Raw genomic sequence first — 13,356 nt, 5'->3', positions numbered from 1 at the left:
AAGAGCAGGGTCAGGACCAAGCTTGCCGCAAGGAGAATCCGCAGCGTCCGCGATCTCCGAGATCGCATCCAAAGCCCCCCGCCATATCGGTGCTTCGATGTTATGGCGTGGTGGCGTCGCCGGCGCGTGTGTGCCTCCCGGGCGAGCGTCGCCAAGCGTCGTGATGACGTAGGAGCGATACAGTCCGCGAACGAAGTGGCAAGGCGCGGCGAGTTCCCGAGCGGCGCGCTGCGGCCGAAGGCCGCCTTGAAGGCGTACGGAACATGCTTACTCGCCGGAACCTCTTTGTAGCTCTCGCGACGGATTCATGGGTGGGATTCGGCCAGGAGTGGCGAAGTCCCCGGCTGCTTCATCGACTCGTTCCTGCTCAGCGGCGGCGTAGGCGGCGCTGAGTCGCTCGAAGGCGCCCGGGCCTTCGTGCGGCTTCGGCGGGGCGCCGAGGTGGCGAACGCGGAGCTCGTCCATGAGTTCCTCGATGAACGCCGGACCCTCATCGCGCATGAGCTGCTGCCGGTTCCGGAGCTCGGCGCTGCCGGAGCTCCAGTCGAGGCCCCAGTTGCCGAGAGCATAGATGATCGGCAGAGTCTGGATGCCGGCTTCAGTGAGGCTGAAGCGCGCGCGCTGCCCGCGGGCGGCGGTGCCGCGGGTGAGGATCCCCGCATCGATGAGCCGCTTGAGGCGGTCGGCGAGGATGTTCGAGGCGATGCCCTCAAGCGACCCGGTGAGCAGCGCGCGGAAGTATCGGCGGTCGCCGAAGATGACGTCGCGCAGCACGAGCAACGACCAGCGATCTCCGAGCACCTCGACGGCGGCGTTGATCGGACACCCGGACCGTGGTTCCACGACTCCTCCTTGACAGGTATTTCGCTCCCAATATAGTGGTTGCAGAATGCAAGCACTATGAGGAAGAGGAGATGATGGGTCGCTTCGTATATTGGATGAACGTGTCCCTCGACCTGCGGATCGAGCAAGTTCCGGGGGACGACGGTGCGGGCGAATGGCTTCGCATCGGCGAGGAACTGCACCGCGAGTTCAACGCGCGGGCGCGGGCGCTCGCGCTCATGGTCCAGGGCCGGGTCATCTACGAGACGATGGAGGAATATTGGCCACGAGCGCGCGAAGACGCGTCGCTGCCGGACGTCCTGCGTGAATACGGCGAGATCTGGACCGCAAAGCCCAAGGTGCTTGTCTCTCGCACCCGCCGCAGCGCCGATCACAACACCCGGATCATCGGCGGAGACGATGCGATCGAGAAGCTCGCCGCCCTCCGTGCCCAGACCGACGGCACCATCGGTGTGGGTGGCGCGGCGCTCGCCACACAGCTGCTCCGCGCCAAGCTGCTCGACGAGCTGCTGCTCTTCACCCATCCCGCGATCCTCGGCTTCGGCAGGCCGCTGTTCGACGAATACGACGTGCCGATCGAGCTTGACCTGCTCGAGCAGCGCTCGTTCGAGCAGGGCGTCACGATGCACCGCTACACGATCCGCAATGAGCTCGAGGCCAGCCCATGCTGAGGCAGGTCGCCGAGGGTGTGTTGGTCCATGGCAGCGAGTTCTGCCAGAGCAACGCCGTGGTCGTGCAAGGCCGGGCTGGGGTGTTGCTCATCGACGCCGGGATCCATGGCGACGAAATGGCCTGCCTCGCGAACGACCTGTCCGAGTTGGGTCAGACCGTGGCGGCGGGCTTCTCGACGCATCCTCATTGGGATCACCTGCTTTGGCACGCCGGGCTCGGCGCGGCGCCTCGTTATGGCACGGCCCGCTGCGCGGCCACTGCCCGAGATCGGCTCTCGGGCGGGGTGGACGCGGTCGCAAAGGCCGCCGGCATCCCCGAACAGGTACCGCTGGACCTGCTCGGCCTCATTATCGGTCTGCCCGCCGAGACGGCGCAGATTCCTTGGGATGGCCCGCAAGTCCGCATCGTCGAGCATCAAGCACATGCCCCGGGCCATGCGGCGCTGTTGATCGAGGAACGCGGGGTTCTCGTCGCCGGCGACATGCTTTCCGATGTCTTGATTCCGATGCTCGACCTGAACGCCGCTGACCCGATCGAGGACTACCTCGCCGCGCTGGGCCTGATCGAGGGCGTGGCGGGCGACGTAGATGTCCTCATCCCTGGCCACGGGTCCGCCGGCGGAGCTGATCAGATACACGCGCGGATCGACCAGGATCGGGCGTACGTGCACGCCCTGCGTGACGCCCATGTTCCCGGCGACCCGCGGATCGGCCCATCGGCCAGGGACGGCTGGGACTGGGTGGCCGGCGTGCACGAGCGTCAACTCCAGCGTCTCGCCCAAAGAGGCGAGCGCGACGGGACGCCCCGCTAGCGCTTACATCGACGGCGTATTCGTCAGGTGCCTCATCGCCGCCAGGGTCTGGTTGATGGTGGCCGGGAGGTCGGGGTCGCCGTGCTGGTTGAGCCAGCGGGTCACCGCTATCCGGAACGTGGTCACGGCGATCTCGGCCGCCAGCTGGGCGGTCAGGTCGTCGACGCCGCGGTCGCGGAAGCCCTGCTCCATGGCCTCCGACATCAGCGAGAACTTGCGCAGCTCGCGCTCGTGCAGGGCGGGTTCGGCGGCAATCGCGGCCCGTCGGCGTAGCAGGTAGTCGAGGCTGCGGCCCTCGAAGATCTCGCCCGCGGTGGGGGCCAAGCCCTCGGTGATCAGTTCCATCGGGCCGAGCGACGGCGGGGCCTCGGCCATGAGGCGGGCCACCCGCTCGGGCACCAACTCCTCGCCCGCGAACAGCACCTCACGCTTGTCGGCGAAGTGCCGGAAGAACGTGCGGGTCGTGAGCCCGGCCCGCGCCGTGATCTGCGGCACGGTGGTCTCGGTGAAGCCCTGCTCGAGGAAGAGATCGAGCGCGGCCTGCTCGAGCCGTTCTCGCGCACCCGGCTGCCATCGACTCATGCGCCAAATTCTAGTGATGACACGTCGTGTCGTGCTATGCGATAGTGATGACACGACGTGCCATGACTGACGGAGGCGAACATGACGGGTGAGATCTGGGTGCTCGGCGCGACCGGACGGGTCGGCCGGGAGGCGGTGGAGCGTCTGCAGCAGGCGGGCGCCGAGGTGGTGGTGGCCGGCCGCAATCGGGAGCGGCTGACCCAGGTGAGTCCGGACGCGCGGGCGGTGACCGGCTCGCTCGACGAGGTCTGCGCGCGGTTGGCCACCGAGGCGCCGGCCGTCGTGATCAACACGGTGGGCCCGTTCGCGGTCACGGCGCCGCAGGTCGCGCGGGCCTGCCCGCCAGGCACCCACTACGTCGACGTCGGCAACGAACTGAGCGCGTTCGAGCTGCTCCACGGCATGGACCGGGAGGCGGCGGCGACCGGTCGCACGCTGGTCTGCGGGGCGGGCTTCGGTGTGCTCGCGACCGAGAGCATCCTGCTGCATCTGCTGGCGGTCGAGGAAAAGCCTTCGCGGGTACGCGTCGACGCCGTCGCGTCAGTCGCGATCGAACCCGGCGCCCTCGGCGAAGCCCTGGCCGCCACCATCGTGCGTTCGTTGCTCGACGGCGGCCGCGAGGTGCGGCAGGGCCGGATGGTGCGCGCCTGGGCCGGCGGTGCCGCCGAGCGTTTGACCACCCCCGACGGCGACGTGGTCACCACCGCTTCCCTGGGCAGCGGCGAGCTCTTCGCGGCCTGGCGGGCCAGCGGCGCCCCGTCGGTAATCGGCGCCTCGGCTCTCGCCCCGGCCAACCCGGCCGTCCGAGCGGCTCTGCCGGCGATCGGTGGCGTGCTGCGGTTGCCCGGCCTGGCCGGCTTCGCCACTCGGCGGCTCGCCCGCATCACGACGACCACGGCCAAGGAGCGCCCGCGCCGATCGTCCTGGGGTCGCGCCCGAGTCGAATGGCCGTCGGGTCGCGTGCGTGAGGGCTGGCTGCGCACCGGCGAGGGCATGACGTTCACCGCCGGCGCCGTCACCGAGGTGGCCCAGCGCCTGGCCAAGGGCGAGGGCCGCCCCGGCGCGTTCACCCCGGCCAGGCTCTTCGGCCCCGAGGTGGCGCTGGCCGCCGGCGCCGAGTTCGTGGTCACGAACTAACGCCCCGGCCTGCTCGTGCGCGGCCACCGGGCGATCGCGTGGGCCTGGGAGGCCCGCACCCGGCTCCCCGCCGCGCAGGTCCCGCCCGAGCGGTGGGTGCCGTTCCGGCAGCGACTGGGACTCGCCGAGTACTGCCTGCAGGAGGTGGTACGCCGCGAGCCGGCCAACGTCACCGCCTGGACCGGCCTGATCACCGTCGCCCGTGGCCAGCAGCTGAGCGCGGACGAGCAGCGGCGCCGGTTCGATGCCGCGGTCGCGCACGACCCGGACAACTACCGCGCCCACACCGCAATGCTGCAGAATCTCTGCCCGAAGTGGGGCGGCTCGCCGGAGGGGGTGCGCGCGTTCGCCGAGCGGGCCGCGCGGGACGCAGGCGAGGGCAGCCGTCTCGGCACGCTCGTCGCCCTGGCGCACCTTGAACACTGGGTGGACCTCGATGACGCGCCTGGCCGGGACTACATCCGCTCGGCGGCGGTGCGGGAGTCACTCAACGATGCGGCCCGCGAGTCGGTCCGGCACCGCCGCTACGTGCGGCGCCGGGACTGGGCCCTGGACGCCAATGCGTTCGCGGTCGCGTTTCTGGTGGCCGGCGACGACGAGGCGGCGGCGATGCAGTTTCTGGCCATCGGCGACCTGGTCACTGAGTTCCCGTGGCGCTACCCTCGGCGAACCGGTGGCAGTCTTCCGGTCCGCCGTCACGGCCGTCAACGCCCGCACGGCCTGGTGAGACGCACCGGCCCGGCGCCGCCGAGGGAGGCGGGCCGGGCCGAAGGGGCGACGGGCCGAGGTCAGGGCCATCCCGGGAGGGGAAGGCCGCCGGCTACGAAGAAACGTGCTCATCGTCCTGCGGCCCGGTACCGGCCTGGCCACGCACCCGGCTGGCGAGCGGGCCGTGGGGGCGATCCGGGTCCGCGGACGCTGGGCGCCGACCGAGACCTGGCCGCGCTCGGCCGTGCGACAGGATCTTCCTCATGAGGATCCCTGCCGACGACGAGATCCGGGCACTGCACGAGCGGCTCGCCCCGACTCCGGCCGCGTTTGACCTCGTGTACGTCCATTGCGAGATCGTCGCCCGAATAGCTGAGCAGGTCATGGCGCCCGGCGTCGACGCGGCCCTGGTGCGCGCCGGGTGCCTGCTGCACGACATCGGCGTGTACCGTCTGGCCCCCGCGGAGGAGTACATCCGGCACGGGCTGCTCGGCTACGAGGCCCTCGCCGGGCTGGGCTTCCCCGAGCCGCTCGCCCGATTCTGCTCGCACCACACCGGCGTCGGCCTCACCCGCGACGATGTGCAGCGGCAGGACCTGCCACTGCCGCTGGAGGACTACGTAGCCGAGACCGCGGAGGAGCGACTCGTCATGTACGCCGACAAGTTCCACAGCAAATCGACGCCGCCGCGCTTCGTGTCGGCCGCGGCGTACACCGCGGCCGTGACCCGCTTCGGCGAGGACAAGGCCGCGGCGTTCAAGGCCATGGTCGCCGAGTACGGCGAGCCGGACCTGGCCCCGCTCGCCGCCGAATACGGGCACCCGATCGTCTAGGCCGGTGGCAGGTCAGGCCGACGACGTCGGCGAGCGCCGAGGGCGCTCCATCCCGTGGGGAACCTAGGCCGGGGTGCAGGTGAGAGCCTCGGCCGTGGCGCGGTTGATGTACTGCGCGTTGCGGGGGTTCGACCGTGAGCGGCGTTTGCGTTCCAGCGCCGCGCGCAGGGCGCGGCGGGCATAGTACGTCCGCGACTTGACGGTGCCCTCGAGCAGGCCGAGCGTGGTGGCGGCCTCGGTCGTGGAGCTGCCCCGCAGGTACAGCTCCACCAGGACCTGGCGGTGATCGGGAGACAGCTCCGTCAGGGCGGCGCGGATGTCGCATCGCGAGATGGCGCGCTCGATCGGGTCGTCGTCGGCCGGGTGCGCGGCGAGGTCGATTCCGGTGATCTCAGCGGGCCGGGCGACGCGCGCACGGGCCGCGTCGATCGCGATCCGGCGGGCGACGGTGAACAGCCACGGACGTATCTCTGCGATGTCCGCGCTGAGGGTATCGCGGTGCCGCCAGGCGCGCAGGAGGGTTTCCTGCAGGTGGTCCTCGGCCAGTTCGACCTGACCGAGGGTCAGTCGCAATAGGAATCGGTACAGCGCCTCGGCGTGTGTCTCGTAGACGCCGGCCATCCATTCTTCGGGACATTCACTGTGCGGGGCGTGAACGGCGAAGTGGGACATCCCGGCCTCCTTCCTCGTATCGCTGGGCAGGAATCACAAATGCGCGCGTCAGTGCTCGGCCAGTCCGGCCGCGGCTTGGGCCACCAGCAACGCGACGGCTTCCGGCTGGGAGATGTAGACGCAGTGGCTGGCCGCCACCTCGACGACCGTGCTGCTGGCGCGTTCCGCCATCGCCCGCTGCACGGGCGGGGGGATCATGCGGTCGTCGGTCGCGACGAGGTACCAGCTCGGCTTGATGCGCCACGCCGGCTCGGCGACCGTACCCCCGAGGGCGTCGACGCCCCAGGGTACCTGCGAGTCCGCCATGAACTCGGCGAGCTCGACCGGAAGGTCCGCCGCGAAGGAGCCGTGGAACTTGTCGCGGTCCAATAGCAGGTGACCGGCGCCGTCGGGGACGATCGGCGGCACCGGCGCGCCGGGTGGTGGGCTCGCGATGAGGGTGTTGACCGACTCGCCCATGTCGGGGGCGAACGCGGCGATGTACACCAATGCGACGACGCTGGGGTGGGTGCCGATCTCGGAGATGACGGCGCCACCGTACGAGTGGCCGACCAGCACGACCGGACCGACGCAGGCGTCCAGTACCCGCCGGGTGGCGGCGGCGTCGCCGTCCAGCGACTCCGTCGGATTCTGCACGACGCTGACCCGGAACCCGTCGCCGCTCAGCAGGTCGTAGACCTGCTGCCAACCGGATCCGTCGACGAAGCCACCATGGACGAGGACGACATCCCTCACTGGATCTGGCATGTGGCGCTCTCTTCCCGCGTAGTAGTGAGAGCACGCTATGCCGCCGTGGCGCCTGCGGAATTCCGTCAGATGACGTAAGTGCGCGGTCTGATCGTCATTCCTCCGGCAACTGCTCCAGCGCGTCGCGCAAAGCCGCGCGCGACGTGATGCCGAGCTTCGGGAAAATCCGGTAGAGGTGCGTGGACACGGTGCGCGGCGACAGGAACAGCCGCTCACCGATCTGCTTGTTGGACAGGCCGGCCGCGGCCAGGGACGCGATTTCGCGTTGCTGCGGCGTCAGCGCCTCCGGTGCGATGTCGCGCGTCCTCGTCACGGCGAGACCGGTGGCGCGCAGTTCGGTGCCGGCGCGCGCCGCCCAGGGATGCGCCGAGAGACGCTGGAAGATCTCCAGGGCGGCTGTCAGGTGCATCCGCGCTTCGATGGTCGCCTTGGCCCGGCGCAGCCGCTCGCCGTACGCCAGCTGAATGCGGGCCAGGTCGAAAGGCCAACGATCTGCTCCTGGTACCTCCAGCGCCGCCACGAACGGTTCGTTGGCCCCGGGATCGGGGTCGGCCAGCGCCGTGGCCGCCGACACCAGCATGGCCAGGCGCGGTGAGAGCTGCGCCAGGCCGGCGTCCCGGGCCGCCCGGGCGTGGGCGGCTGCTTCGGCCTGGTGCCCGGACCGGGCGGCGGCCTCGGTGAGGTCGAGCACGAGCCACAGTGCGTGGGGCGTGTACGCGGACAGTTCGCCGGGCGGACTGACCAGACTCGCCTGCCGGTACGCCGTGTCGAAGTCGCCCCGTGCGTGCGCCGCCAGAGCCTGGACGTGCGCGGCGTATCCGCGGACGAGACCCACCCGGCGCGGCGCCGCCCACCGGAGCATCGCCTCCGTGTCGGCCTGGACCACCGCCTCGTCGCCCCGGGCCGCCGCCAGCATGGCCCGCAGGTAGATGCCGGGCCAGGCTAGCAGCCGGTAGCTGTGCTTGTCGCACAGCACGAGTCCTTCGTCGCACCACGCCTCGACCTCGTGCCACCGGCCGGCGAGGTACCCCTCGTTGGCGAGCAGAAAGAGCGCCTCGATCACCGAGGTAGTGGCACTGCCGTCACGTCCCTGGCCGACCACCCGGTGCAGCGCGGCGCGGCAGCCGTCGAGGCGGTCGAGGTAGGCCCCGGCGGTGGCGGTGCGCACGATGCGGGCCGGGCTGTTTTCGTCGGAGAGGCGCTCGATGGCCGCGTCCAGATCGGCCAGCGCCGAAGCCGCGCGGCGAGCGGGGTCCGCCAAGGTCCGGCTGGAGATACGCAACAGCTCGGGCGGCCACGGCACGAGCCGGTCGATCGCCGCGTCGGTGGCCGGCCACATGTCCGGCCGTCCACTGAAGAACGCCACCATCAACAGGCTGTACAGGGCCTCGATCAGTGCCTTGTGGTGCGCGTCGGTCGGGTCGTCGAGCGAATCGACGGCGCCGATCAACAGCCGGTGGGCGGAGTCCACGTCGCCGTCGCCGTTGAGCAGGTAGTAGCTTCCGGCGACCGCGCCGGCCAGCGACCCGGCGTGGTCGGGGTCGGCGCGGCGCACGGCGTCGAGCAGTCCGGGCAGGGCGGCCAGGTCTCCGGTCACGGTGGCGCCCAGGTAGGCCGCCTCGGCGATGCGGCTGCCCCGATCGGTGCCGTTCGGGCTGAGATCGGCTGCTCGCAGCAGTTCGCTGATCGCGCCCACGGCGTCACCGCGACGCAGGTTGGCGTGCGCCACCGACTGCATCAGCGCGGCCACCTCCTCGTCCGGGCCTTCGGCCGCTTCGGCGAGGTGCCACGCCCGCAGCTCGGGCCGGTCGGGGCGGCGGGTCGCCAGCAGCCGGTGCGCCGCGCGCCGCTCGTCGCTCGTGGAGAGCTCGACGATCGCGGACCGGATCAGCGGGTGGCGGAACTCGAGCCGGCCACCACCGGCGTCCACCCGGACCAGCCGTGCCCGTTCCGCGGGGCCGAAGGCCTTGAGGGTGTCGGCGCCGCCCTCGTCCCCGCGTAGGGCGCTGAGGTCGTCGGTGCCGTCCAGCACGGCGAGCAGCAGCAGGTCCCTGGTTGCCGGGGGAAGGGGATCCACCCGGCCGGCGAACACGGACTGCAGCCGGCGGGTCAGCGGCAGGACCCCCCGCGGAGCGCCGGTCGCGCCGGCCGGCGAATCGGCCACGGCGAGCGGCAGTTCCAGCAGCGCGAGCGGATTGCCCCGCGCCTCGTCCAGCAGACGTTGCCGCATACGGATGTTGAGCGCCGGGTAGCGCTCGCGCAGCAGCGTGTCGGAGGCGGCGGCATCAAGTGGCTGTAACTCCCGCTCCGGCAGCCCGACGCCGTCGAAGTAGCCGGCCTCGCCCAACCGGGACGCGCCGAGGAAGCCGACCCGGACGGTGCTGAGGCGGCGGGCGACGAAGGCGAGGACGGCCGTGCTCGCGCGGTCCAGCCACGGCAGGTCGTCCACGACGATCAGTACCGGTTTGGTCCGGGCCGCGTGCTCGAGCAGCAGCAGTGCCGCATTGGCGATCATGAGCTGGGCGGCCGACTGACCCTCGTAGAGACCTAACCCGATACCCAGTGCCCGGCGGCTCGCGCCGGGCAGCGACGGCAGGAGGTCGAGGATCGGATGGAGCACCTGATGCAGGCCGGCGAAGCTCACCGTCGCCTCGAACTGCGTGCCGGCCGCGCGCAGGACCCTGGTGCCGACGCTGTCCGCGTAGCTCGCCGCGGCGTCCAGCAGCATCGTCTTGCCGACTCCCGCGTCGCCGTACAGCAGCAGCGCACCACCGGACCGCGCGGTGCCGTCGACGAACGTCTGAAGCAGCTGGAGATCGTCCGCCCGGCCGACCATCGCACCATTTGACGCGGTTGGCCGGGATTCGTCGCCTCCCATTGGAGGCCTCCTTCGCACCAGGTGAGAAGCGACATCGTACGCGCACGGGCGAGACCGATGGCAGACCTGTCGATGAGGCCGACCAGTCATTTGACGAATGCTCACGGACGTCATTGCGGGCCAAGCTCTCAGACATCAAGTCCGGACAATGGGAAGGACCGCAGGAAAACCGGAAGGAGTACGCCATGCGCCGCCACGCCGACCGTGTCACAGACGCACAGCTGCACAACCGTACCGTCCGCCGCCGGCTGCTCACCGGGGCCGGGGCCGCCGGAGCCGCTCTTCTCGCGGGTGGACCGGCCGCACCCGGTGAGCCGGCCGGTGCGGCGCCCTCGACCCGCACCAACCTCATGTAGTACTACTGGGTGTCGGATCAGCAGTCACTGGGCTACTCGCAGGCCGTCCAGGTGGGCGACACGGTGTGGCTGTCCGGCACGGCGAGTCTCGACCCCCAATTCAACCCCGTGCACCCGGGTGATCTGGCAGCCCAGATGGCGTTCATCTACCAGCGGATCGGGGAGACGTTGCACCGGTTCGAACTGGGCTTCCGTCACGTCGTCCGCGAGAACATGTACGTCACCGACATGGCCGCGCTGATCAACGCCCTGCCGTACCGCAAGAGCATCTACGGCTCCGGTCCCTTTCCCACCTCGACCACGGTCCAGGTCAATCAGTTGCTGTTGCCGGAACTCATGATCGAGATCGAGACGACCGCCTGCCGGGCCTGACCGGCCGGGCGTCGCTGAGCGCGCTATGACTCCGGTGCCCCGTCGCCGGCCGCCCGAGCATCTATATCCGGCAGGTCGGCCGGAGCAAGCGCGCTCAGTTGTCGCGACGTCATCTCCGCGCCCGTGGCGCTGAACTGCTCGGCGATGCGCCGGGCGTGCCGCTCGGTCATCTCCTGGAAGACCTTGCGGGCGAACCGGCCGTTGCCGAATCCCTCGCCGCGCTGCACCGCCCAGAAGTACCGGTGCAGCGCCGCGCGAGTGTCGTCGTCCAAAAGGTACTGGTGGGCGTTGGCCTGGTGCACGACTATCTGGACGAGCTCGTCGGCGGAGTAGTCGTCGAACGTCAGGGTGCGGGTGAACCGGGAGGCCAGGCCGGGGTTGGCCGAGATGAAGCGCTCCATCTCGTCCGGATACCCGGCCACGATGACGACCACCTCGTCGCGGTGGTCCTCCATCAATTTGACCAGTGTGGAGATCGCCTCCTGGCCGAAATCGTTGCCCCGCCCGTCGGGTACCAGCGCATACGCCTCGTCGATGAACAGCACACCACCCAGCGCGCGCCGGAACGCCGCCTGCGTCTTGGGCGCGGTGTGACCGACGTACTCACCGACGAGGGTGCCCCGGTCCACCTCCACCAGATGGCCGTTGTCCAGCATGCCCAGCGCCCGCAGGATCTGGCCGTACAGGCGGGCGACGGTGGTCTTACCGGTCCCGGGGTTGCCGGCGAACACCAGGTGCCGGCTCAGCGGCGGCGGCAGCAGACCGGCCTCCTCCCGCCGCTTGACCATCTGCATGAGGTTGACCAGCGTGCCCACGTCCTGCTTGGCCCGCTCGAGCCCGACCAGTTCGTCGAGCTCGGCGAGCAGCTCGGCCATCTCCTTCTCCGGGCCGGCCTCCCCGGCGTCGCCGGACGGGACACGACCCCCGGCACGGCCCGGCCGGGCCTGGGCGGAACTGGGGATCGTCGTGGTGCGCACCGCCGTGATCTCGCACTGTTCGAAGACGGCCGCAACGTCGTCGTCCAGTACCGCGTCCTGGTCGACGTCGTGGATCCGGCAGTCGCGCACGACCGGCCCGGCCTTGGTACCGATGTAGAGCGCCGCGTACTCGGTCTCGGAGAAGTCGCAGCCCTCCACCGTGCCGGCGGACTGGGGTGCGAAGTACACGGCGTTCTTGCGGCACTTCGTCACGGTGGTGGACCGGATGGTGGGGTCGGCCCGTGTCCACACCACCAGGCCACTGCCGTGCACATTGCTGATCTCGCAGCTTTCGATGTGAGCCTGGCTCTCGCGGTCCAGGAACACGCCCGCGGCGCCGCTGCCGTCGAAGCGGCAGCCACGGACGGTCGGGCTGCTGGACGGCCCGGCTTCGAGACCCGACTGTCGTGTACCGGTGACCACGCACTCGTCGATCAGCGGCCGGTGGAGCGTCTGATCGACCCGGACGCCGACCACCGCGTCGGTGATGGAGACCCGCCGGACGGTGGCGTCACTGGCCCCCTCGAGCTGAAGCCCGTTCATCTGCGCCTGTTCGATGCGGCCGCCGCTCATCCGCAGGACCGACCGGCCGGTGACCCGCACACCGTGCTCCGCGGCGCCGGTCACGGTGCAGTCGGCGAGGTCGGCGGTGGCCGCCCCGCTGAGATGGACCGCGGTGAAGCCCGACGGGCCGATGGTGCACGAACTCAGCGAGGAGGTCGACTCGTCGCCGAGGAACAGCCCGTTGGCGGCCGAGCCGGTCATCGTGCAACCCTCGGCGATCAGGTGGGCCGAGTCACGGATGACCAGGGCGGTGCTGGCGCTGTCGGTGATCTGGCAGCCGGTCAGGTCGACGCGGCTCTGCCCCGTCGCGGAGACGCCGGTCTTGCCCGGGCTCACCAGCTGGCAGTGCTGCGCCCGCAGTTGCGCGTCGGCCGCGGCGACCAGGGCCGTGCCGCCGGCCCGGGAGATCGTGCACCCGGTCAGCTCGATGCCTTGCGCCGGCGGCTGTTCCGGTCCGGACGCTTGCGGCACGCCCAGCGGGGCACTGCCGGTGGCGTGCACGCCGTCGCCGGCCAGGTCGCGCAGCCTGCTGTTCAGCATGCGCAGACTGGCGCTGCCCTCGAGGACCACGCCCGCGCCGCCGCTCTCCGCGATGTCGCAGTCCTCCAGCACGGCCCCGGTGGTGTCCCGGAGGTGCAGGCCGGCTCCGGTGACCCGGACGAGGCCGGTAGTGGTCAGTTCGGCCCGGGCCGCCTGGGTGAGGATCACCCCAGAGCCGTCCACGTCCTCCACTCCGCATTTGGTCAGCCGCACGTGGGCATCGCCGGTGGCGTGGACGCCGGCACCCGCGCAGTCACGGATACGGCACCGGTTCAAGGTGGCCCGGGCCCAGCCGGCCACGTCGATCCGGCCGCCCCGTACCTGGCAGTCCTCCATGACAACCGTGGCGTCGCGTACCGACACCGCGATTCCTCCTGGGTCGCCGCTGTGCACGACGAGGCCGCGCAGGGTCGCGGCACCGCTGTGCACGCTGATCGCCGGTCCTTGGGCGGCGACCAGTTCCACCGTGCCCTCGGTGCTTTCGGCGCTGATCACCACGTCCCGGTCGAGAACCAGGTGTTCGTTGTAGGTTCCCGGGGCCACGGTGATGACCGAGCCTTCCGGGGCGGCCCGCACGGCCGCGCCGATGGTGCGGTGCGCGCCCCAGCCGCGCGCGGCGACGCGGTACGATCGTCCGGCGGCGACGGGCTTCGGTGTCTGCATG

13 protein-coding genes are annotated in these 13,356 nt (G+C 70.7%); 7 read left to right on the top strand and 6 right to left on the bottom strand.

Annotated elements, in window-relative coordinates; translation table 11 throughout:
- Positions 1 to 267: 267 nt before the first annotated feature.
- Complete coding sequence (locus ACGFI8_RS24875; protein ID WP_392808359.1) at positions 268 to 843, bottom strand: winged helix-turn-helix transcriptional regulator; 576 nt, start codon at positions 841 to 843, stop codon at positions 268 to 270.
- 95 nt (positions 844 to 938) lie between these two features.
- Here ACGFI8_RS24875 and ACGFI8_RS24870 point away from each other — a divergent pair, with 95 nt between their 5' ends.
- Positions 939 to 1,514, top strand: a complete 576-nt coding sequence (locus tag ACGFI8_RS24870) for a dihydrofolate reductase family protein (protein WP_392808659.1) — start codon at positions 939 to 941, stop codon at positions 1,512 to 1,514.
- Positions 1,508 to 2,326, top strand: a complete 819-nt coding sequence (locus ACGFI8_RS24865; protein WP_392808358.1) for an MBL fold metallo-hydrolase — start codon at positions 1,508 to 1,510, stop codon at positions 2,324 to 2,326. Before ACGFI8_RS24870 ends, ACGFI8_RS24865 begins: the two co-directional genes overlap by 7 nt.
- 3 nt (positions 2,327 to 2,329) lie before the next feature.
- Here the strand turns inward: ACGFI8_RS24865 and ACGFI8_RS24860 are convergent, their stop codons facing one another.
- Positions 2,330 to 2,908 (bottom strand): TetR/AcrR family transcriptional regulator, encoded by a 579-nt coding sequence (locus ACGFI8_RS24860; protein WP_392808356.1) that lies wholly within the window; start codon positions 2,906 to 2,908, stop codon positions 2,330 to 2,332.
- An 81-nt stretch (positions 2,909 to 2,989) separates the two neighbouring features.
- Between ACGFI8_RS24860 and ACGFI8_RS24855 the strand changes: the two genes are divergently transcribed.
- The 3 genes from ACGFI8_RS24855 to ACGFI8_RS24845 are packed head-to-tail and all read left to right on the top strand — an operon-like array spanning position 2,990 to position 5,586.
- A complete protein-coding gene (locus ACGFI8_RS24855) occupies positions 2,990 to 4,045 on the top strand; it encodes an NAD(P)H-binding protein (protein ID WP_392808355.1) in 1,056 nt (351 codons plus the stop codon).
- Between the two features lie 15 nt (positions 4,046 to 4,060).
- Positions 4,061 to 5,020 carry a hypothetical protein gene (locus ACGFI8_RS24850; RefSeq protein ID WP_392808353.1) on the top strand — a complete coding sequence of 320 codons (960 nt, stop codon included), beginning with the start codon at positions 4,061 to 4,063 and terminating at the stop codon, positions 5,018 to 5,020.
- Positions 5,017 to 5,586 (top strand): HD domain-containing protein, encoded by a 570-nt coding sequence (locus tag ACGFI8_RS24845; protein WP_392808352.1) that lies wholly within the window; start codon positions 5,017 to 5,019, stop codon positions 5,584 to 5,586. The genes ACGFI8_RS24850 and ACGFI8_RS24845 overlap by 4 nt, the downstream gene beginning before the upstream one ends.
- A 63-nt stretch (positions 5,587 to 5,649) precedes the next feature.
- Here the strand turns inward: ACGFI8_RS24845 and ACGFI8_RS24840 are convergent, their stop codons facing one another.
- From ACGFI8_RS24840 to ACGFI8_RS24830, 3 genes are all read right to left on the bottom strand, one after another.
- Positions 5,650 to 6,258 carry a sigma-70 family RNA polymerase sigma factor gene (locus tag ACGFI8_RS24840; protein ID WP_392808350.1) on the bottom strand — a complete coding sequence of 203 codons (609 nt, stop codon included), beginning with the start codon at positions 6,256 to 6,258 and terminating at the stop codon, positions 5,650 to 5,652.
- Between the two features lie 48 nt (positions 6,259 to 6,306).
- Positions 6,307 to 7,005, bottom strand: coding sequence for an alpha/beta fold hydrolase (locus tag ACGFI8_RS24835; RefSeq protein WP_392808348.1), 699 nt, complete (start codon positions 7,003 to 7,005; stop codon positions 6,307 to 6,309).
- A gap of 94 nt (positions 7,006 to 7,099) precedes the next feature.
- Entirely contained in the window at positions 7,100 to 9,883 is a 2,784-nt protein-coding gene (locus ACGFI8_RS24830; RefSeq protein WP_392808346.1) for an AAA family ATPase, read from the bottom strand.
- Between the two features lie 185 nt (positions 9,884 to 10,068).
- Between ACGFI8_RS24830 and ACGFI8_RS24825 the strand changes: the two genes are divergently transcribed.
- Both ACGFI8_RS24825 and ACGFI8_RS24820 read left to right on the top strand, forming a co-directional pair.
- Positions 10,069 to 10,239: a hypothetical protein gene (locus ACGFI8_RS24825; protein ID WP_392808344.1), complete on the top strand. Its 171-nt coding sequence runs from the start codon at positions 10,069 to 10,071 to the stop codon at positions 10,237 to 10,239.
- A 9-nt stretch (positions 10,240 to 10,248) separates the two neighbouring features.
- Positions 10,249 to 10,611 carry a RidA family protein gene (locus ACGFI8_RS24820; RefSeq protein WP_392808342.1) on the top strand — a complete coding sequence of 121 codons (363 nt, stop codon included), beginning with the start codon at positions 10,249 to 10,251 and terminating at the stop codon, positions 10,609 to 10,611.
- Between the two features lie 23 nt (positions 10,612 to 10,634).
- Here the strand turns inward: ACGFI8_RS24820 and ACGFI8_RS24815 are convergent, their stop codons facing one another.
- Complete coding sequence (locus ACGFI8_RS24815) at positions 10,635 to 13,355, bottom strand: right-handed parallel beta-helix repeat-containing protein (RefSeq protein WP_392808341.1); 2,721 nt, start codon at positions 13,353 to 13,355, stop codon at positions 10,635 to 10,637.
- Position 13,356: the final 1 nt, after the last annotated feature.

The sequence above is a fragment of the Dactylosporangium sp. NPDC048998 genome, from assembly GCF_043197855.1.
GTDB lineage: Bacteria > Actinomycetota > Actinomycetes > Mycobacteriales > Micromonosporaceae > Dactylosporangium.
Note: the sequence above shows the minus strand (reverse complement) of the source record. Positions and strands in the feature narration are given on the sequence as shown.

Bases quoted from the DNA above. Each gene is read 5' to 3' on its own strand.
- ACGFI8_RS24865 (WP_392808358.1), top strand. From the start codon at position 1,508: ATGCTGAGGCAGGTCGCCGAGGGTGTGTTGGTCCATGGCAGCGAGTTC.
- ACGFI8_RS24860 (WP_392808356.1), bottom strand. From the start codon at position 2,908: ATGAGTCGATGGCAGCCGGGTGCGCGAGAACGGCTCGAGCAGGCCGCG.
- ACGFI8_RS24825 (WP_392808344.1), top strand. From the start codon at position 10,069: ATGCGCCGCCACGCCGACCGTGTCACAGACGCACAGCTGCACAACCGT.
- ACGFI8_RS24845 (WP_392808352.1), top strand. From the start codon at position 5,017: ATGAGGATCCCTGCCGACGACGAGATCCGGGCACTGCACGAGCGGCTC.
- ACGFI8_RS24815 (WP_392808341.1), bottom strand. From the start codon at position 13,355: ATGCAGACACCGAAGCCCGTCGCCGCCGGACGATCGTACCGCGTCGCC.
- ACGFI8_RS24855 (WP_392808355.1), top strand. From the start codon at position 2,990: ATGACGGGTGAGATCTGGGTGCTCGGCGCGACCGGACGGGTCGGCCGG.
- ACGFI8_RS24835 (WP_392808348.1), bottom strand. From the start codon at position 7,005: ATGCCAGATCCAGTGAGGGATGTCGTCCTCGTCCATGGTGGCTTCGTC.
- ACGFI8_RS24840 (WP_392808350.1), bottom strand. From the start codon at position 6,258: ATGTCCCACTTCGCCGTTCACGCCCCGCACAGTGAATGTCCCGAAGAA.
- ACGFI8_RS24870 (WP_392808659.1), top strand. From the start codon at position 939: ATGAACGTGTCCCTCGACCTGCGGATCGAGCAAGTTCCGGGGGACGAC.
- ACGFI8_RS24830 (WP_392808346.1), bottom strand. From the start codon at position 9,883: ATGGGAGGCGACGAATCCCGGCCAACCGCGTCAAATGGTGCGATGGTC.